The organism is Shinella sp. 1A1 (genome assembly GCF_055379515.1).
In genome coordinates this window covers 674,574-694,192 of sequence record NZ_AP039672.1, presented here as the reverse complement: position 1 = coordinate 694,192, position 19,619 = coordinate 674,574, and the positions used below count along the sequence as shown (strand labels likewise).

The window sequence follows — 19,619 nt, the reverse complement described above, 5'->3', positions numbered from 1 at the left end:
CATGCGACCGGTTCCCATATTGGTCTATCATAGCGTCGCGACGGACTGCGCACCGGCCTATCGCCGCTGGCTGGTGACCCCGCGCGAATTCGACGGCCAGCTTCGGGCTCTCTCTGCGAGGGGTTATCGTCCGATGACGGTGCAGGAACTCGCGATGAGACGGCGTGGCGGTCTTTCCCTGCCGCAGCGGAGTTGTGTCATCACCTTCGATGACGGCCTTGCGGATTTTGCCGAAGGCGCCATGCCTGTTCTCACGGCGCGCGGCTTTCCCGCGACCCTCTTCGTCGTCTCCGGTCTCGTTGGGGCGACCGCTCGCTGGCTTGCGCCGCTGGGCGAGGGCGCCCGGCCCATGCTGGACTGGAGGGCGCTCCGTGACCTTCACGAGGCGGGCGTCGAAATCGGTGCGCATACGGTCAGCCATCCGGAACTGGATACGTTAAGCCGTGCCCGCGCGCGCCGCGAGATGGCGGACAGCAAGCATGCCCTCGAGGACGGGCTCGGCCGGGCAGTGAAGAGCTTCGCCTATCCGCACGGCTACGCCGCGCCGGTGACGCGGCGGCTTGCGGAGGAAATCGGCTATCTTGCCGCTTGCCGCGTACGTCATGCGCTGAGCAGCGGTACGGAAAATCTCTTTGCGCTCTCCCGCATCATCGTGACGAGCGATCTGACACCGGAAAGGCTTATCGACCTGATCGAGGGTGGCGAGCTCCCCGTCTCGCCGCCTTCCGACAGGCTTGTCGCGACCGGCTGGCGGGCGGCGCGGCGCATACGGGCCTGGGGCCGCACGCTCCTGCCGGATGGGCTGCATGAGCGTTCGGGGAGGCCGTGATGGGAAAGGGGCTGCGCTTGGGGTTTGCCGCCGCCCTTTTCTGGGCCGTGGCGAGATTTGCCTTCGCGGCGGAAACGGCTGAACCGGCTTTTCAGCCGGCACTCGGACGCACGCTGCTGCAGCTTGCGGATCTCTATGCCGCACGTCAGGTCGATACGGCCGGCGTCGAGAAGCTTTTGGGCGACTACGACCGCATGCTGGACAGCGCAGGCCCGGATGCGATCCTCGCCGTTTCCGAGCCTCGCCCCGAGCCGGTCGCGACAGACGAAAAACCGGATGGCGATCTTGTGCGCCGGCTCTATGAACGGGCCGCCGCCTATGGAGAGCATGGCGCCCTTGTCGGGCTCGGCAATCTCTACAGGCGTGGGCAAATAGTGGAGCGGGACGAAGCGAAGGCCTTTGCCGCTTATCAGGCCGCGGCGCGCAACGGCGATCCCGAAGGCCAGTTGCGCGCCGCCGAAATGACGATCCGCGGCGAGGGAACCGAACGCAATCTCGCTGCCGGGCTGTCCGCCTTGCGCGCTTTGGTGGCGACCAGCGACCTGCGCACACTCGATGCCCTCGCTGAACTCTGCCTCAGCGGCCGGGTGCCGGTACAGGCGGACATCGCCCTCGCGGCCCTGGAAAAAGCCGCCCGTTCCGGATCGCGCGATGCGGAGCTGCAACTGGGCGATTTCTATTCGTCCGGTCTGGCGGTGGCGGCGGATTATGCGAAGGCAATCGGCCACTACCGTCGCGCCGTCAAGCAGGGCAGCGCCGTTGCCCGCGTGCAGCTTGCGGAAATGCAGGTGCGTGGGCGCGGAATGGTTCGTGACGCCGAAAGCGCGCTGAAGGCGTTGAGAGAGTTGTCGGCCGAAGGAGAGGCAACCGCCTCCCTCCTGCTTGGCGATTATTATCGGGACGGGCGGGTTGTCGCGTCCGACCCGGCGCTCTCCCTGAGATATTATCAGGACGCCGCAAGGCAGGGCAGCACGACGGCGCTCGTGCGGCTGGGGGAAGCACATGCTTCCGAGCCCATTCTGGCGGCAGGCTTCTATCGTCGGGCGGCGGATCAGGACAATGTGGCCGCGAAGGTGCGGCTGGCAGAAATGAAAGCGGCCGGCCAGGGCATGGCCCGGGATGGCCCGGCCGCCTTCGCCGAGTTGGAGGCTCTTGCTGCGGATGGCGAAAGCGGTGCCTCGCTTGCGTTGGGCGACATTTATGCGGCCGGTGAGGGAGCGCCTGTCGAGCCGGCGCGTGCGCTGGACCGCTACCGACAGGCCGCCGAAGAAGGAAGCACCACGGCGCTCACGCGTCTTGGGGACTTCTATTCCGACGGTCGCCTGGTTCCGGCCGACTATGGCCGAGCGATCGGCTACTACCGCGATGGCGCGCGGATGGGAAACGCTTCCGCGAAGATTCGGCTTGCCGAGATGACGGCGCGCGGACAGGGAACCGCGCGTGACGCAGGCGCCGCAAAGGCCACTCTCAATGTACTGGCAGGCATCGAGAAAAACGCATCGGCTGCGACGGCTCTCGCCGGCCTTTACGCGGAAGGCGCGCTCGGGGGTGCCAATCCGGAGATGGCCTTTGCCTATTACGATCGCGCGGCATCCCTCGGCGACATTGCGGGCAAGGTGCGGCGGGCCGAGTTGCGAATGCTCGGGCAGGGCGTATCAAGGGACGTCGATGCGGGGCGGAGCGAGTTGGAGACACTTTCCGCTGCAGGCTCGGGCGATGCGGCGCTGGCGCTGGCAGATTTCTATGCGAAGGGCGATGCGGGAAGTGCAGACCCGGAACGGGCGCGGACCTATTACTGGCAGGCGGCGGCGACCGGAAGCATGACGGCCCTCGTACGGCTCGGAGACCTCTATTCTGACGGCAGGCTCGTGCCGACCGATTATGCACATGCGGTGGAATATTACCGTGCGGCCGCGGACAAGGGCAGTCCTGCCGCCAAAATCCGACTTGCCGAGATGACGGTACGAGGGCAGGGGACAGCGCGCGATGCGGATGCCGGGAAGGCCGCGTTGGACGAGCTGGCTGGAGCGGGAGGCGATGCCCATGCCGCCATGATGCTCGGTGATCTCTACATCGAAGGTGCGTTCGGCTCGCCCGATCCGGAATTGGCGTTTGCCGCCTATGGCCGCGCGGCAGTGCTCGGCGAGGGGGCGGCAAAGGTGCGGCGGGCCGAAATGAAAGCGCTCGGGCAAGGCGTATCCCAGGACGCGAACGCTGCGCGTGTCGAGCTGGAAGCGCTGGCGGCGCAGGGAAGAACGGATGCCGCGTTGACGCTGGCGGACGTCTACGCAAAGGGAGAAGGGCTTGGCATCGATCCCGAACTCGCCCGACGCTATTATCGGCAGGCCGCAACGGGAGGCAGTGTGACCGCGCTTTCGCGGCTGGGCGATTTCTACTCCGACGGCCGCCTTGTGCCGGTCGATTATCCCAAGGCGGCAGGCTACTATCGGGAAGCGGCGCAGGACGGCAATGCGACTGCAAAAATCCGTCTTGCGGAAATGACGGCGCGAGGCCAGGGGATCGTTCGCGACGAGGACGCGGCAAAGGCCGCGCTGATGGCGCTGGCAGGTTCCGGAGGCGATGCCCGCGCCGCGATGTCTCTTGGCGATCTTTATACGCAGGGGGCTCTGGGCCCCGGCAATGAAACCCAGGCCTTTACCGCCTATGCGCGGGCCGCAACGCTCGGCAATGCTGCCGCAAAGGTGCGGCAGGCAGAAATGAAAGTGGCCGGACAAGGCGTCGCGCAGGATGTGAAAGCGGGGCTTGCCGAACTTTCGGCCCTGGCAGGGCAGGGCGCCGCCGACGCGTCCCTTGCGCTTGGAGATATCTACGCGAAGGGCGAGGGAGTGCCGGTCGATATCGCCAGCGCCCGCAGCCACTATCAGCAGGCAGCGGCCGATGGAAGCATTACGGCACTGCTGCGGCTCGGAGACAGCTACAGGCCGCAGAAGCCGGAGGAAGCTTTCGCCTCCTATCGCGCCGCCGCAGAGGCCGGCAATCTTCAGGCGCGCCTTCGTGTCGCCGAAATGACGATCCGGGGCGAGGGCACGCAGCGCGATCCGCAGGCCGGTTTTGCCGCCCTTCGGACGCTTGCCAAGGCCGACAATCCTGCTGTTCTCGAGGAACTCGCCGGTGTTGGCCTTTCCGGTCGCATTCCCCTGCAGACCACCCTCGCGCTTTCGGCGCTGGATCGGGCAAGCGCGCTCGGCTCGGTCGATGCCCATGTGCAACTCGGCAATCTCTATGCGGACGGCATGGCGGTGAAAGCCGATCCCGCTCTGGCCCTAACGCACTACCGTGAGGCCGCCGGGCGAGGTAGCGAAGAGGCACAGATCCGTCTGGCGCAAATGATGGCGGCGGGGCAGGGAACACCGCGCAATCTAATCAAGGCACAGGCCGCGTTGAAGGCGCTCGGAAGCGCCGATGCCCTGCTGGCGCTTGGAGATATGTTCGGCCGGATCGAGGCCGCGCCGCTCGATCCGGCGCTGGCGCTTAAATATTACCGTGCGGCTGCCGCCGATGGCAGCGTTTCGGCCAGGCTGCGTCTCGCGCAGGGCTATGCCGACGGACGCTTCGGCCGTCGCAATTTCAAGGAGGCGGAAGCGCATTATCGTGCCGCCGTCGAGACGGGGAACCGCGGTGCCATGCTGGCCCTTGGCCGTTTCCAGGCTTCGCGCCCCTCTGCCCGGGCCACATCGGCGGGTTTTGCCCGGTTGCGCGATGCGATGGAGGCGAGGGTCGCCGGCGCGCCTTCGGTTCTTGCCGAGGCCCTGTTCTACGGCCGGGGTCGCCAACAGAGCAGCAAGTCCGCGATGAGCGTCCTTCGCCAGGCCATGGCAGATCGCGATGCTGCCGCGACGCTCGACCTGATTGCCGCCTATCGGGATGGCAAACGGGACGGTCGAACCTTGCTGGTCCGCAAGGACATCGCCAAGGCGAAGGCGATTTTGCTGGCATCGCAGGATATGCTGTCCGAACCGGAGAAAGACATCGAGGGCTTCCTCATCGACGCGGCAACAGCCAGGCATTCCGCTTTTGCAAAACTCAATGCACGCTTCAACGCCCTGACCCAGCCGGAAAAGCGGCAAATCGTCAGCGCGTTACCCAAGACGAACGGCAACCTGTTCATCTACATCGTGAAAGCCCGGCTTCGTGAAAAAGGGATTCGGGTTCGACAGTTCGATGGCAGGCTCGATAGGCAGACACAGGCCGCGCTCATGCGCGAATGCCGGGCCTTCCTACCTGCCAGGCAGTGCCGCAGAGGGCCGTTCTTCCCATCGGTCGTAGAGGCGGTAGCGCAGATGTTTTAGCTCGCTTCGCAACTATTTGGGGAATTCCCTGCCGAAATAGTATTGCTTTGATTGCATTTGCGGCCGAAAGACCCGTTTTCCGATATATTTACGCCGAGCGAACGATAAGATTTTTGCCGCGGGCATCGCCCGAAGTGATTATTTGACGAAAAATTGATTAATACTGTATCATCGAAGAATTAAAAAGCTGGCAGGCGAGAAAGAAATTCCTGCCATTTGCTTCTCATCTGTATTGCGTTGGTGGGGAAGGGCTGTGGGTGAAGCTGTGAGACCGGGGCAGCCGCGACAGCGGCGCGAGGGCAGCGAACGGCGTCTGATCGTTATAGTGGCGGAGCCGGATTTTCTGATCGAGTGCTTGTCGGAGGCGCTGAAACGCCGCTTTTCCGATCATGAAATCTTGGTCGATCGGGAGGCGGAAGGTCTGCTGCGGACGCATCGGGCGCGCATGGACCTCATGCTGTTTCATGGCAAGGATGCAACCGATATTGCCCGGATTCTGACGGATATGGAGGCGGAGACCGCGTCGATTTCCATCGGCATTCTGATTGGGGATTCCGTCGCGCTGGATCCCATTGTGGGCCTTTTGGCCGAGGACAGGCATATCGATGGGATTTTACCGCTCGATGTGCGCCTGGACGTGTTCCTGACCGGGGTGGAGCTGCTCATAAAGGGCGGAGAGCATTTTCCCTCCACGTTGCTGCGTCGGCTGAAATCTCCGGAAAAGGCGGGCATGCCGGTTTCTCCTTCAGCCTCCCCGCTTCCGGCGATGCATGAAGCGCATCTGACGGTGCGCGAGGTCGAGATACTCGATCTTCTGTGCAAGGGCACGCAAAACAAGCTTATCGCTCACAGTCTGAAGCTCTCGGAAAACACCATCAAGGCGCATGTTCGAAGCATATATAAGAAACTTCGCGTAAAAAACAGGACAGAAGCAGCACTATCTTCTTTCGGAATGGTCAATATAGATTAATGGGCTAATCCTTTTTTACGACTATCTGTTATCAAAAGTTGTGATTAGTCTATGAAGATCCGGAAGCAAAGTAATTTACGCAGCCGGGTTTCGTCATCTCAAATAACTATTTCAAGGAGAACCTGATTCCGGTGGAAGGAGGCGCTTTGTCCGCTGTAAACCGTCTTCTTCGTGCAAAAACTGCCGTGCATTGGACGTGCATTTGGAGCTGACGTTTCCGGGGAGCGCATCCGGGTCCCATATTCGATGAGCAGGGACCTCCATGCGCTCTTCCGGTAACGCCAGTCGAATGAAGAGTGCGCAAGCGGTTGTCATTGAAGACCCAGACGGTCCGCATGCTGCCGACTTCGTTGCGACGATGGATATGCGTATGAGCGCTCACCTATCGCTGACAGGTACAAAGGGATGTTTGCATCCTTCTTGAGTGTTGGCATTGCAACATACTGTTTTTATGCGGAATTTTTATTTTTCATTCTGGCCGCGCATGATCTTCTCGACGAAGTAGCGCGGGATCTGGTCGCGCTCGCGGCGGCGGTAGAACTCCATGCAGAAGGTCACGAAGGCCTTGAATCGGCGCGAGACGTGGCGGCGGCGGGAATAGATGAGGTTGATCGCCGTCTCCCGCGAGCGCCATTCGGGCAGGACCGGCAACAACAGGTCGCTCTGGCATTCGGTTTCCACGAAGAAGCCCGGTAGGTAAGTGATGCCCTGTCCGGCGACGGCGAAATATTTCAGGGTCCAGTAGTCGTTGGCAATCAAGCTGGAAGGCACGAGAATCTCGGTCTCCTCGACGCCCTGGCGGGAGAGATACCAGGGCTGCAGCCGCGTTGTGTTGCGGAAGAGAAGACTCCGGTGTCCGGCGAGATCGTCCGTCGTGGCCGGATGGCCGTGCTGCGCCAGATAGTCCGGGCTGGCATAGAGCCCGTAGGAGGCGGTCGCCAGCCGGCGGCTGACATAATCGACATCGGACGGCTCGCCCCAATGGAAGATGCCGTCGAGCGCCATGTCGGACACGTCGGTGAAGGGCTGGCGGGCCGACAGGAAGATCACGTCGAGAATGACCTGCGGATAGGTCTTCTGGAAGGCATAGAGCAGTTCCGACGTGATGGTGGTGCCGAATTCGCCGGTCGAGCCAACGCGCAGGGTCCCGGCGACCTCCTGATGCATCTCGGCCATCGCGGTCGCGGCATCGTCGCAGCTCGCCTGGATTTTTCGCGCATGGCGCAGGAGCTCCGAGCCCGCATCCGTCAGATGCAGTTGATGACCCTCGCGCACGAAGAGTTCGACGCCGAATTCGTCCTCGAGCTGGCGTATGCGGTGGCTGAGGGTCGATTTCGGCAGGCGGTGCAACCGCGAGGCGGCCGAAATCGAGCGGGCATCCGCCACCTTCACGAAGCATTCCATCACCGAGAGGTCCATTCTCCTGCCTGCCTTTCGTTCAAGAAATTGGACGATACGTTCGATAATAGCCTGAATTCGGCCAGTTGTTCAAACGGTGCGAGGCTGAAATAGTCGGGCCGAAACAGGGAGGTCTGCATGTCCGACATTCGAGAATTCATTCGCGCCGCATCCGGCGGGGAATCCAAGGCAACCGTTGCCGTGCGGGGCGGCCGGCTGGTCAACGTCGTGTCCGAGGAAATCTACCAGGCGGATATCGCGATCTACCGCGACCGCATCATCGCCGTCGGCGACATCAGAGAATATATCGGGCCGCAGACCGAGATCATCGACGCGACCGGCAAGTATCTCGCCCCGGGCATGATCGACGGCCACCTCCATGTCGAATGCTCTAAGCTCTCGCTCACCAGCTTCGCCAAGGCCGTCGTGCCGCTCGGCACGACCTCGATCGTGACGGGCCTCGACCAGATCATCGTCGTCGGCGGGCCGGATGCGGCGCGCGAATTCCTCGACGAGGTCAAGGAGACGCCGCTCAAGGTGTTCTGGGGCGCGCCCTGCAAGACGCCCTACACCATGCCGCGCTCCACCGTCGGCCATTACTTCAGCCCGAAGGACCACCGCGACACCCATCACTGGCCGGAATGCGTCGGCATCTGGGAAACGGTGCGCGAATTCATCCAGGAAGAGGACGAGGACGTCCTGCAGGCCATTGAGATCGGCGCGGCAAGCCGCCTGCCGGTGCTGGGCTGCTGCCCGATGACCCGCGGCGCACGCCTCAACGGCTACATGCAGTCGGGCGTCCGGGCCGACCACGAAAGCTACACGCCCGAAGAGATGCTGGAAAAGCTGCGCGCCGGCATGCACGTCGTCGTGCGTGAATCCTCCATCTCCCACTTTCTCTCCGACAATCTGCGCATCGTCACCGAGATGGGCGTAAAGGCGCTGCGCCGCATCAGCTTCTGCACCGACGACGTGGTGGCGAGCGATATCCTGTCGCGCGGCCATCTCGACAACATGGTCCGCATGGCCATCGCCATGGGCATCTCGCCGATGGCCGCCATCCAGATGGCGACGATCAACGGCGCCGAAGCGCTGCGCATCGACCACAAGGTCGGCTCGATCTCGCCGGGCCGCACGGCCGACATCCTGATCGTCAACGACCTGCGCGACTTCCAGATCGAGGCCGTGGTGGCGAACGGCAAGCTCGCCGCCCGCGACGGGCGGATGGCGATCGAACTCGTTCCGCCGAAGCGCAGCGCCGGCCTGCTGCAATCGGTCAAGGCGAAGCCCGTCACCGCCGCCGACATCGCCGTGCCCTTCGACGGCACGTCGTCTTCCGCCAAGGTGCTTGCAATCGCGCTGACGCCGGAGAAGATCTTCGTGCGCACGCGGCGCGACGTCACCCTGCCGGTCGTCGACGGCAAGGTCCTTGCCGATGTCAGCCAGAACGTGCAGTACGTGACGGTCGTCGAGCGCTACGGCAAGACGCAGAACCGCCCCGTCGCCTTCGTCTCGGGCTTCAACCTGAAATCCGGCGCCATCGCCAGCTCCACGGCGCCCGACGACAACAACATCATCTGCATCGGCGCCGATCCGGAAGACATGGCGATCGCCATCAACCACCTCATCGCCAACAATGGCGGCCAGGTGGTGGTCGATAAAGGTAAGGTGGTGGAGTTCCTGCACCTGCCCATCGGCGGCATCGTCTCCGATATCGATCCCGCGGAAATGGCGGCGCTGGAAATACGGCTCGACGATGCGGCGCGCGGCCTCGGCTGCGATCTGCCCTGGCCGTTCATGTACATGTTCGTGCTGCAGATCACCGCGATCCCCGACTATGCCATTACCGATCTCGGCGTCGTCGATTGCGTCAATCTGCAGATCATTTCGCCGCTCGATCCGGACGGGTCCGCTGCTGCGAAAACGCTTGCGGCGGAGTAGGAGAACCGTCAAGGCGGCATCGATGGTGTTCAATAGGGGAGGAACGACATGAACTATCAATCGAAAGTCGCGGAAGATCCCGCGAGCCGGTCACAGTCCCGGCTCGCCGGCACCATCGACCGCCTGTTTGAGGTTACCCGCGGCGGATCGACGATCCGCACGGAAATCATCGCCGCCCTGACCACGTTCCTGGCGGCGTCCTATGTCATCGTGGTCAATCCGGCGATCCTGCAGAATGCCGGCATTCCCTTTTCGGCGGGCGTGACGGCGACGGTGCTCGTCAGCCTCGTCGGCAGCTGCGCGATGGGTCTTTACGCGCGCAGCCCCATTCTGGTCGCGCCCGGCATGGGCATCAACGCGCTCTTTGCCTATACGATGGTGATGGGCGCCAACGTGCCGCTGGAGATCGCGCTCGGCTGCGTCTTCTGGGCGGGCGTGCTCTTCACCATCCTCGCCATGCTGAACCTTCGCACGGCTGTCATCGACGCGATCCCGAAGGACCTGCGTTACGGCATTGCCTGCGGCATCGGCCTCTTCATCGCGCTGATCGGCTTCGAGAACGCCAAGTTCATCGTGGCGAGCCCCGACACCATCGTCGCGCTCACCCAGTTCACGCCCGTCACGCTCACCTTCATCGCCGGCTTCATCATTACCGCCGCGCTGGTGATCCGCCGGGTGCCGGGGGCCATGATGGCGGGCATGATCGTCACCACCGTGCTGGCGATCCCGATCGGCCGCTGGTGGGGCGACGGTAGCGCCTTTGCCGGCACGCCCGACGTGCACACGCTCGTCAACTGGAGCGGGCTTCTCGCGGCCCCGGACTTCAGCTTCGTCGGCCGGATCGACCTGATCGGCGCGCTGCAGATCGCCTATGTGCCCTTCGTCTTCGTCTTCCTCTTCACCAACTTCGTGGAAGCGCTCTCGACCTTCCTCGGCCTTGCGGAAGCGGCCAACCTGAAGGACGAGAACGGCATGCCGCGCAACGTGAAGGAATCGATGCATGTCGATGCCGTCGCGGCCCTCATCTCCGCGCCGCTCGGCACGAGCCCGGCGACCGTCTACCTGGAATCGGGCGCGGGCATCGCGCAGGGCGGGCGCACCGGCCTCGTCGCCTTCATCGCGGGGCTCTGCTTCCTGCCGTTCCTGTTCCTGTCGCCGCTGCTGTCGCTTGTACCGGCAATCGCCACGGCGCCGGTCCTCATCCTGACCGGCCTCTTCATGTCGGAGCCGATGGGGCGGATCAACTGGGGCGACATGGAGGATGCCATTCCGGCCTTCCTCGCCATCGTGCTCATCCCGCTGACCTTCTCCATCACGCTCGGCCTGTCGCTCGCCATCATCGGCTTCGTCGTCATGAAGCTGGTGCTCGGCAAGGCGAGGGAGGTGCGGCCGGTCATGTGGTTCGTCGCGGTGCTCGCCGCCATGCTGGTGATGCAGGTTCAATGATTATTTGCGGCGGCGCGATGACGTGCCGCCGCATGCATAAACCGGGTTAGGAAGGAACAGGCGGAAATGCTGCAATCATGGTCTGAAACCGCGCCGCTTCTGGTGGATGTCGCAATGGGACGCAAGCCCGCGGACCTCGTCATCCGCAACGGCCGATGGGTGAACGTCTATTCGGGCGAAATCGTCCCGAACACCGACATCGCGGTTGCCGCCGGGCGCTTCGCCTATGTCGGCCCCGATGCAGGCCATACGATCGGCGAGGGGACCCAGGTCGTGGATGCCGGCGGACGTTATCTCGTTCCCGGCCTTTGCGATGCGCATATGCATGTGGAAAGCGGCCTCGTGACGGTGACGGAATTCGCCCGCGCGGTCGCCCCGCACGGCACGACCACCATGTTCATCGATCCGCACGAGATCGCCAACGTGCTCGGCATGGCGGGCGTGAAGCTGATGAACGACGAGGCGCAGAGCCTGCCCCTCAACATCTTCGTACAGGTGCCGAGCTGCGTTCCGAGCGCGCCCGGCCTGGAAAATGCCGGCGCGACGCTGAACGCCGAGGACGTGCGCGAGGCCCTCGCATGGCCGAACATCATCGGCCTCGGCGAGATGATGAATTTCCCGGGCGTTGCAGCGAACGACCCCAAGATGGTCGCGGAAATCGCCGCGACGCAGAACGCCCGCCTGACGGTCGGCGGTCACTATGCCTCCCCGGACCTCGGCCGGGCCTTCCATGCCTATGCGGCGGGCGGCCCGGCCGACGACCACGAGGGAACCACCGTAGACGACGCCATCGCGCGCGTCCGCCAGGGCATGCGCGCCATGTTGCGCCTCGGGTCCGCCTGGTTCGACGTGGCGGCGCAGGTCAAGGCCATCACCGAACGCGGCGTCGATCCGCGGAACTTCGTGCTCTGCACGGACGACAGCCATTCCGGCACGCTGGTCAATGACGGCCACATGAACCGGGTGGTACGTCACGCCATTGCACAAGGTTTGCGGCCGATCACCGCGATCCAGATGGCGACGCTCAACACGGCGCAGCATTTCGGCGTCGAACGCGAACTGGGCTCGATTGCCCCCGGTCGCCGCGCCGATCTGATTGTGACCTCCGACCTTGCCGCCCTGCCGGTCGAGATGGTCTTCGCCCGCGGGCGGCTGCTGGCGGAAGATGGGGCGCTCGTTGCCGACATTCCGGCCTACGACTACCCGGCCAGCGCGAAGAATACGGTCAAGCTCGGCAAGATGCTGACCGCCGCGGACTTCGACATCGCCGCCGCCGGCGCCGCGCAGGTGGACGTGCGGGTGATCGGCGTCGTCGAGAACCAGGCGCCGACAAAGGCCTTGCAGCGCAGCCTGCCGGTCAGGGACGGCGTGGTCGCGATGGACCGGCCGGGCGATGTCTGCCAGATCGCGCTGGTGGAACGCCATCGCGGCACGGGCGGCGTGGTGAACGCCTTCGTCTCCGGCTTCGGCTACGATACCGACTGCGCCATGGCCTCGACGGTCGCCCATGACAGCCATCACATGATCGTCGTCGGCACCAACAAGGCCGACATGGCGCAGGCCGCCAATCGCCTTCAGGAAGTGGGCGGCGGCATCGTGCTGATTGCCGGCGGCAAGGAACTTGCGCTGGTCGAACTTCCCGTCGCCGGCCTGATGTCGGACGAGCGGGCGGAAGTCGTTGCGGAAAAGGCCAATCGTCTGGTGGAAGGCATGCGCGCCTGCGGCTGCACGCTCAACAACGCCTATATGCAACACTCGCTGCTGGCGCTGGTGGTGATCCCGGAACTGCGCATTTCCGATGTCGGCCTGATCGACGTCACCCGCTTCGAAAAGACGGACGTCATCATTCGCTAGAATACGCCATTCATGAAAAAGCCCGCCACGACATGGTCGCGGCGGGCTTTTTCGTTTCAGGAACCGGTCAGGCGGCGTATGCCATACCGGCTCGCGCGGCCTTCGGCGCTACCGTATTGCCGAGCCTGAACTGGGCGAGCAGTGCGTTGAGCTCGGCGGCCTCGGTCGCAAGGCCGTGGCTGGCGGCGGTCTGTTCCTCCACCATGGCGGCGTTCTGCTGCGTGCCCTGGTCCATCGTGTTGACGGCGGTGTTGATCTCGTTGAGGCCCGTCGACTGCTCGCGGGCGGCGAGAACGATGGCATCCACGTGGCTGTTGATCTCCTGCACTTCGCGGACGATGGCTTCCAGCGCCGCGCCCGTCTCGCCGACGAGGGTCACGCCGGAGCGCACCTGATCGCCGGAGGTGGTGATGAGCGCCTTGATCTCCTTGGCGGCATTGGCCGAACGCTGGGCGAGTTCGCGCACTTCCTGTGCCACGACCGCAAAGCCCTTGCCGGCTTCGCCCGCCCGCGCCGCCTCGACGCCGGCATTCAGCGCGAGAAGGTTGGTCTGGAAGGCGATATCGTCGATGACGCCGATGATGCTGGAGATTTCGCCGGAGGACTGCTCGATGCCCTCCATGGCCGTGACGGCGCGGCGCACGATCTCGCCGGACTTTTCCGCACCCGTGCGGGCGCGGGCGACGAGAGAGCCCACTTCTTCCGCCCGGCGGGTGGAATCCTTGACGGTCGTGGTGATCTCTTCCAGCGCCGCTGCGGTTTCCTCGACGGAGGCCGCCTGCTGCTCGGTGCGGCGGGCGAGCTGGTCGGCGGAAGCGCGGATCTCGCTGGCGCCGCCGTCGATGGCCATGGCCTTCTCGCCGACCGTCGACATGGCCTTGTGCAGCCTTGCGACGGAATGGTTGAAGTCGTTGCGCAGCCGGTCGAGATCGCCTGCGAAGGGCGTGTCGATCCGCGAGGCGAGGTCGCCCTCGGCAAGACGGCCGAGCGCATCTGCGACGGTTCCGATCGCGAAATTGACGTTTTTCGCTTCCTCGGCCTTGATTGCTTCGCGCTGCTGGCGCTCCTTCTCGGTGAGCGACTGGTTCTCCTCCGCCTCGCGGGCGAGGCGGCCGCGCTCGATGATGTTCTCGCGGAACACGGCGACGGCGGCGGCCATCTGGCCGATCTCATCCGTGCGGTCGGCATCCGGGATCTGTTCGGAAACGTCGCCGCGGGCGAGCTTGCTCATCATGCCCGTCATGCGCAGCACCGGCTTGACCACCAGTGCGGACAGAAGCAGCGCGAGAACGCCGACCATGGCGATGACGCCGACCGCCGTGCCAATGGAGGCGGCGATGCGGAATTCACCGATGCTGGCATAGGCGATGTCGCGGTCGACGATCAGGCAGAGATACCAGTTGCCGACCGGCAGGCCCTTGATCGGCATGAAGCTGACGAGGACGGACTTGTCGCCGAGCCGGGATTCCATCAGGCCCTTGCCATCGATGGCGGGCGTCTGGTCCGGAAACACGTCGGTGAGGGACTTGGAGACCAGTGCCACGTCGGGATGCACCAGGACCGTGCCGGCGCTGTTGACGAGGAAGGCCGAGCCCATGCCGCCGAGCGTGACTTCGTCGACCACGCCGATCAGGCCCTTCAGCGAGAAGTCCGTGCCGGCGACGCCGAGCAGCTTGCCGTCACGCTTGACGGGGATGGCGGCGCTGATCACCAGCTGGTTGCTGGCGGCGTCGTTATAGGGATCGGTCAGGAGCGGCGCGTCGAGTGCGACGGCATCCTTGTACCAGCCGCGCTGGCGCGGATCGTAGCCCTTCGGCATCTCGGCGGGCGGCATGCGGGTGAAGCTGCCGTCGGCCTGGTCGCCGAAATAGATCATGTCGAATTCGTGCGTCATCAGCGGGCTGTCGAAACGCTGGAGGAGCTCTTCCTTGCTGGCGGTCCTCGCGGAAGCTTCCGCCGCGGTCTCGGTCAGCATGACGCGGGCGTTCAGCCAGTTGGCGATGCCCGTCGCGGCCAGCTGGCCGGAGGACTGGATCTGCGATTCCACCCCGCGGGAAATGGCATTGCGCTGGAGATTGTCGATGTAGACCGAGAAACCGCAGAAGGCGGCGATGACGGCAAGCGATGCCGCCAGCAGTATCTTGGTCATAAGGTTGAGACGCTTGCTCAAGGAATTCCCCCGTACTCCACCATCGGCCCGCGCGCCATTCAAGGCTCGCGAGGTCTGGCATGTCGAAAAATGCTGAAAAATCATGCCTTCATGGCGGTGTCGAAGCGAATGCTCCCAGAGCGGGACAGTGAAGGGATATCGTTAAAACTCACCTAAAAGGCGAGGTGATAGTTTTCGCCTAATGCCTCGGGGCGGATGGCGCGCTTTGTCCGGCGGGCGCCTCACACCGGTTGACATTCGCGCCGGCTTCCACCTTCCTCGGCGAACGATTTTCACGTCAAATGCATTTGCAGGATCGCCATCATGACCGCCTCGCCCCTCTTCCTCGGTTTGCCCGCCAGCCTTGCCGATGGCCGCAATCCCCGCGCAGTGATCTTCGGGGCCAGCCATGGCAGCACCTATCCCGGCAAGGACAGCACCGGCTATGCCACGGCCGCCGACGCCATCCGTGGGGCGAGCCAGACGGATGCCGGCCTTGTGGAGCATTGGGATTTCGATCTCGGCGGCCCGCTGTTCGACGGCCGGCCGATCTGCTGCGTCGATAGTGGCGACGTACCGACCGTCATGCACGACAATGCGGGGAACCGTGCGAAGATCGAGGCGAAGACCCGCGAGATTCTTGCAGTGGGGGCCGTGCCGATCCTGCTTGGCGGCGACGATTCCGTGCCTATTCCCTTCCTTGCTGGATTTGCCGATCAGGGGCCGATCTGGATCGTGCAGATCGACGCGCATATGGACTGGCGCGACGAGTTGCATGGCGAACGCCACGGCTATTCGAACCCGATGCGGCGGGCGAGCGAAATGGCACATGTCGCCGGCATGGTACAGGTCGGCATGCGCGGCGTCGGCAGCGCGCGCCCCGTCGAGATCGAGGCGGCCCGCCAGTACGGCAGCCGCATCGTGACTGCCCGCGAGGTGCATGCCGAGGGCGTCGAGGCCGCCCTCAGGCATGTGCCCGAAGGCGCCCGGATCGTGATCACCCTCGATTGCGACGGTCTCGATCCCGCCGTCATGCCGGGCGTCGCGGCGCGCACACCCGGCGGCCTCACCTATATGCAGGTGGTCGACCTGATCGCCGGCCTCGGCAAGCGGGGAAGGATCGCCGGGTTCGATCTTGTCGAGCTCTATCCCCCGGCCGATATCGAGGGCCTGTCGGCACTGACTGCCGCGCGTCTCCTCGTCAATGTCATCGGCGCCATCGTCCGTCAGGCGTGAGAGGGCCGGAAGGGCGGAAAATCCTTTCGATGCGGCGGACCCGCCGCAACAGAATTGCCGCCACGACATTTTTCGCATGGCAACGTTGAGAAACAGGGCGTAAGAGAGCATTTTCGCCATCTTCCGAGAACTGCTGAAAGATCATCTCCATGCAAGCCAACCGTCTTTCCTTCGACGTCAAGCCGAACGCCCATCCCATGGACGAGGCAAGCCGTCTCAAGGCCTTCGAAAACCTGGGCTTCGGAACGCTGTTTTCCGACCATATGGCCGTCGTGCGGTGGAGCGCGGACAAGGGCTGGCATGGCGCCGAAATCACGGCGCGCGCGCCGTTCCCGATCGATCCGGCCAGCAGCGTCCTGCACTATGCGCAGGAAATCTTCGAAGGCATGAAGGCATATCGCACGGCGGATGGCCGCGCGGTCCTGTTCCGCCCGGAGGAGAACGCGCGCCGCTTCAACGACTCTGCCCGCCGCATGGCGATGCCGGAACTGCCGGAGGCGGACTTCCTCGCCGCCGTCGAGGCGCTGGTGCGGATCGATGCAAAGTGGATTCCTGAAGGCGAGGGGAGCCTTTACCTGCGTCCCTTCATGTTCGCCAGCGAGACCTTCCTCGGCGTTCGCCCGTCGAAGGAATATATCTTCTGCGTCATCGCCTCGCCGGTCGGCCCCTATTTCAAGGGCGGCGCCAAGCCGGTGAAGATCTGGGTTTCCGAGACCTATACCCGCGCGGCCGCCGGCGGCACGGGCGCCGCCAAATGCGGCGGCAACTATGCCGCAAGCCTCGTCGCGCAGTCGGAAGCGGCGGCGCAGGGCTGCGACCAGGTCGTCTTCCTCGATGCCGCCGAGCATCGCTGGATCGAGGAACTGGGCGGCATGAACGTCTTCTTCGTCATGCAGGACGGTTCGATCACGACGCCGCCGCTCGGCGGCACCATCCTTCCCGGCATCACGCGCAAGTCCCTCGTCGCGCTCGCGCGCGAGGAAGGCTTCACCGTCAACGAGGAGCGCTATTCCTTCGACCAGTGGAAGGCGGACGTCGAGAGCGGCAAGGTGACGGAAGCCTTCGCCTGCGGCACGGCCGCGGTCGTCGCCGGCATCGGCACGGTCAAGCATTCCGGCGGCGAATTCCGGATCGGCAACGGCGAGACCGGCCCGGTCACCGGCAAGCTGCGCGAGGCGCTGGTCGGCATCCAGCGCGGCACCCGTGAAGACAGGCACCATTGGGTCCACGCCATCGAAGGCGCGTAAGCCGCCCGCGCGAGTGGCTGCCTAGAGTCTGAACCGGCCCGCCCTCATCGAGCTTCGAAGGGGGCGGGCCGTTCGATTCCGGCTCAGATGCGCTGCGACCTGTCGAGGCCGAGCAGCCGTGCCATGAGCTCGATGCGCGAGGAGACGTCCAGCTTCTGGTAGGCGCGCTTGCGGTGCGTCTTGACGGTCTCGGCGCTGACGTCCAGTTCCTCGGCGATTTCCTTTTCCGAAAGGCCGGCGATCAGGGAGCGCATGATCTGCAGCTCCCGCGCGGAAAGCTCCGCCGAGCCGAGCCGCCGCAGCCCGCTGCGGATCGGATCGTCGTCGGTTTCGAGGTGCTTTACGCGCTTGTCCCAATGCTGTTTGCAGACGGCCAGCATGGAGGCGTAGATGGGCTCGACGGAAGCGAGGTCGGCCTGGCTGAAGCCGCGGTTGCCGCTGCGATAGAGGGCGACCTGCACCGTGTACTGGTCCGAGAGGCGAAGGGCGAGGTCCATCTCCTTCAGGCGCTTGGGCCAGCCGGCCGTGAGATAACCGATCTCCTCGCCGTCGTCGATCTCCAGCATTTCCGCGGCCGAGGAGGGTTTGCGAAGCTGCGGCGTGCGCGCCAGCTTCTCCATCAGGTAGAAACCGCTCTTCATCTTGCGGCGATGCATCTGGAAGAACGGACTGTGCGTGAAGGTGTGCTTCAGGTACGAGCCGAGCACGTCTTCGTGAATTCGTTCGGGCGCCGAGCGACTGCTGACTTCCACCAGCGTATTGTCCCGGTAGAGCGAGATCATCGCGAGGTCGAAGGAGATCAGCTCCTGCAGGGTCTCCGTCAGATGCCGGTCGAATTCGGGCCGCTCTGAAGCCTGGATGAGGCGCGCCAGCGCGTCGTCCGACCGGCGCGTCGTCGGAGGGCGGACACGCTCGGGGATCGCCAAGCGTGTCGCAGGGGCGTTATCGGACAAGGACATGCACGTCTCCTTATCTCGAACGTCGGTTCGCTCGGATCAGCTGATCGAGTAACCGCCGTCCACGGGAATAACGCTTCCGGTAATGAACCCGGCATGGGGGCCGGCAAGGAAGAGCGCGATGCCGCGCAGATCCTCGGGACGCCCCCAGCGGGCCATCGGTGTGCGGGAAAGGATCGGCCCGGCGCGTGACGGGTCGTTCTGCAGGGCGACGGTCAACGGGGTTGCGATCCAGCCCGGCGCGATGGCGTTCACCCGGATGCCCTTGGGGGCATAGGCGATTGCGAGGGACTTCGTCAACTGCGCAATGCCGCCCTTGGAGGAGGAATAGCCCGGAACCAGCCCGCCGCCGAAGAAGCTGAGCATCGAGGCGATGTTGATGATCGACCCGCCGGACCTTTCGAGAAGCGGCGCAGCCGCCTCGCACACGCGCATCGAGCCGTTGAGGTTGATGTCGACGACCTTCTCGAAGACCTCCGCGTCCAGCTCCTCGCCCCGGCGGATGATGCCGGCGCAATTGACCACGACGTCGAGGGCCTCGAAGGCGGAGACGAAGCCGCGCACCGCCTCGGTGCTGCGCACGTCGAGGAGACGGTGGACGATGCCGGACGCGCTTTCCCGCGCGTCGGCTTCCGCGATTTCACGCTCCGTCGCACCGGTGGCGACGACATGGGCGCCGGCATCGCGGAAGGCTTCCGCGAGCGCCCCGCCAATGCCGCCCGTGCCGCCGGTCACCAGGACCGTGCGGCCCTCGAGCCAGCCCGCGGCCCAATCAGCGGATGAACTGGTCGACATAATCCGCTCCGAGCCCGACTTTCTCATAATGCGCGCGACACATGTCGATCTTGGTGAAGACGTCCTCGTAGCCGATCTGCTTGTTCTCCTCGTTGAGGTAGACCATGCAGCCCGAGATGTTGAAGAAGGTGATCATCTCGTCGCAGTCTTTCGGAACGTTGAGCGTGTGGATCTCGCCCGGCGGCTCGTAGACGAAGGACCCTTCCTCGGCGACCCAGTCGTGCTCGAAATAGTGCCACTTGCCCTTCAGCACCATGCCGAAGACCGGGGCAGGGTGCAGGTGGCGCGACAGGATGCCCGAGCGCGTGACCTTGAGCAGGTTGCACCACTGGCCGGTCAGCGTGTTGAGGAACATCGGGCGGAAGAAGACGTTCGGCGCCTGGGGAACCCAGACGCGATCGTCGTCGGGTATGGCCTTGAGGGCGATTTCGCTCGGGGCGAGGACGTGGGTCGACCCCTTCATGTTTGTATACACGCGCTTACTCCTT

General features: G+C 64.3%; 13 protein-coding genes. 8 read left to right on the top strand and 5 right to left on the bottom strand.

Translation table 11 applies throughout. The features are described 5' to 3' along the window. Position 1: 1 nt before the first annotated feature. The 3 genes from ACZ48C_RS19890 (at position 2) to ACZ48C_RS19880 (ending at position 6,109) form a co-directional block, all read left to right on the top strand. Positions 2 to 829: a polysaccharide deacetylase family protein gene (locus tag ACZ48C_RS19890; RefSeq protein WP_464783791.1), complete on the top strand. Its 828-nt coding sequence runs from the start codon at positions 2 to 4 to the stop codon at positions 827 to 829. Continuing rightward, positions 829 to 5,139, top strand: coding sequence for a tetratricopeptide repeat protein (locus tag ACZ48C_RS19885; RefSeq protein WP_464783790.1), 4,311 nt, complete (start codon positions 829 to 831; stop codon positions 5,137 to 5,139). The genes ACZ48C_RS19890 and ACZ48C_RS19885 overlap by 1 nt, the downstream gene beginning before the upstream one ends. A gap of 253 nt (positions 5,140 to 5,392) precedes the next feature. Beyond that, positions 5,393 to 6,109: a response regulator transcription factor gene (locus ACZ48C_RS19880; RefSeq protein ID WP_454631435.1), complete on the top strand. Its 717-nt coding sequence runs from the start codon at positions 5,393 to 5,395 to the stop codon at positions 6,107 to 6,109. A gap of 462 nt (positions 6,110 to 6,571) precedes the next feature. Here ACZ48C_RS19880 and ACZ48C_RS19875 read toward each other — a convergent pair whose 3' ends face one another. After that, on the bottom strand, positions 6,572 to 7,528 hold the full coding sequence (locus ACZ48C_RS19875; protein WP_464783789.1) for a LysR family transcriptional regulator: 957 nt from the start codon (positions 7,526 to 7,528) through the stop codon (positions 6,572 to 6,574). Between the two features lie 117 nt (positions 7,529 to 7,645). Here ACZ48C_RS19875 and ACZ48C_RS19870 point away from each other — a divergent pair, with 117 nt between their 5' ends. The 3 genes from ACZ48C_RS19870 to ade all read left to right on the top strand — a co-directional run bounded on the left by ACZ48C_RS19870 (position 7,646) and on the right by ade (position 12,748). Beyond that, positions 7,646 to 9,448, top strand: coding sequence for an adenine deaminase (locus ACZ48C_RS19870; RefSeq protein WP_464783788.1), 1,803 nt, complete (start codon positions 7,646 to 7,648; stop codon positions 9,446 to 9,448). A gap of 48 nt (positions 9,449 to 9,496) precedes the next feature. After that, entirely contained in the window at positions 9,497 to 10,894 is a 1,398-nt protein-coding gene (locus tag ACZ48C_RS19865) for an NCS2 family permease (RefSeq protein ID WP_318912605.1), read from the top strand. Positions 10,895 to 10,960: 66 nt separating this feature from the next. Beyond that, positions 10,961 to 12,748: an adenine deaminase gene (gene ade / locus ACZ48C_RS19860; RefSeq protein WP_464783787.1), complete on the top strand. Its 1,788-nt coding sequence runs from the start codon at positions 10,961 to 10,963 to the stop codon at positions 12,746 to 12,748. 67 nt (positions 12,749 to 12,815) lie between these two features. Here ade and ACZ48C_RS19855 read toward each other — a convergent pair whose 3' ends face one another. Continuing rightward, entirely contained in the window at positions 12,816 to 14,918 is a 2,103-nt protein-coding gene (locus ACZ48C_RS19855; protein ID WP_464783786.1) for a methyl-accepting chemotaxis protein, read from the bottom strand. 303 nt (positions 14,919 to 15,221) lie between these two features. On the opposite strand from ACZ48C_RS19855, the gene ACZ48C_RS19850 reads away from it, so the two are divergent. Both ACZ48C_RS19850 and ACZ48C_RS19845 read left to right on the top strand, forming a co-directional pair. Next, positions 15,222 to 16,133, top strand: a complete 912-nt coding sequence (locus ACZ48C_RS19850; RefSeq protein WP_464783785.1) for an agmatinase — start codon at positions 15,222 to 15,224, stop codon at positions 16,131 to 16,133. A gap of 149 nt (positions 16,134 to 16,282) precedes the next feature. Further along, entirely contained in the window at positions 16,283 to 17,380 is a 1,098-nt protein-coding gene (locus ACZ48C_RS19845) for a branched-chain amino acid aminotransferase (RefSeq protein ID WP_464783784.1), read from the top strand. 83 nt (positions 17,381 to 17,463) lie between these two features. On the opposite strand, the gene ACZ48C_RS19840 is transcribed toward ACZ48C_RS19845, so the two are convergent. From ACZ48C_RS19840 to ACZ48C_RS19830, 3 genes are read right to left on the bottom strand one after another with little or no spacing between them, the layout of a single operon-like run. Continuing rightward, entirely contained in the window at positions 17,464 to 18,339 is an 876-nt protein-coding gene (locus ACZ48C_RS19840; protein ID WP_464783783.1) for a helix-turn-helix transcriptional regulator, read from the bottom strand. A 36-nt stretch (positions 18,340 to 18,375) separates the two neighbouring features. Then, positions 18,376 to 19,131: an SDR family NAD(P)-dependent oxidoreductase gene (locus ACZ48C_RS19835; protein WP_119255668.1), complete on the bottom strand. Its 756-nt coding sequence runs from the start codon at positions 19,129 to 19,131 to the stop codon at positions 18,376 to 18,378. Beyond that, positions 19,109 to 19,594 (bottom strand): 2,4'-dihydroxyacetophenone dioxygenase family protein, encoded by a 486-nt coding sequence (locus tag ACZ48C_RS19830; protein WP_464783962.1) that lies wholly within the window; start codon positions 19,592 to 19,594, stop codon positions 19,109 to 19,111. The genes ACZ48C_RS19835 and ACZ48C_RS19830 overlap by 23 nt, the downstream gene beginning before the upstream one ends. Positions 19,595 to 19,619: the final 25 nt, after the last annotated feature.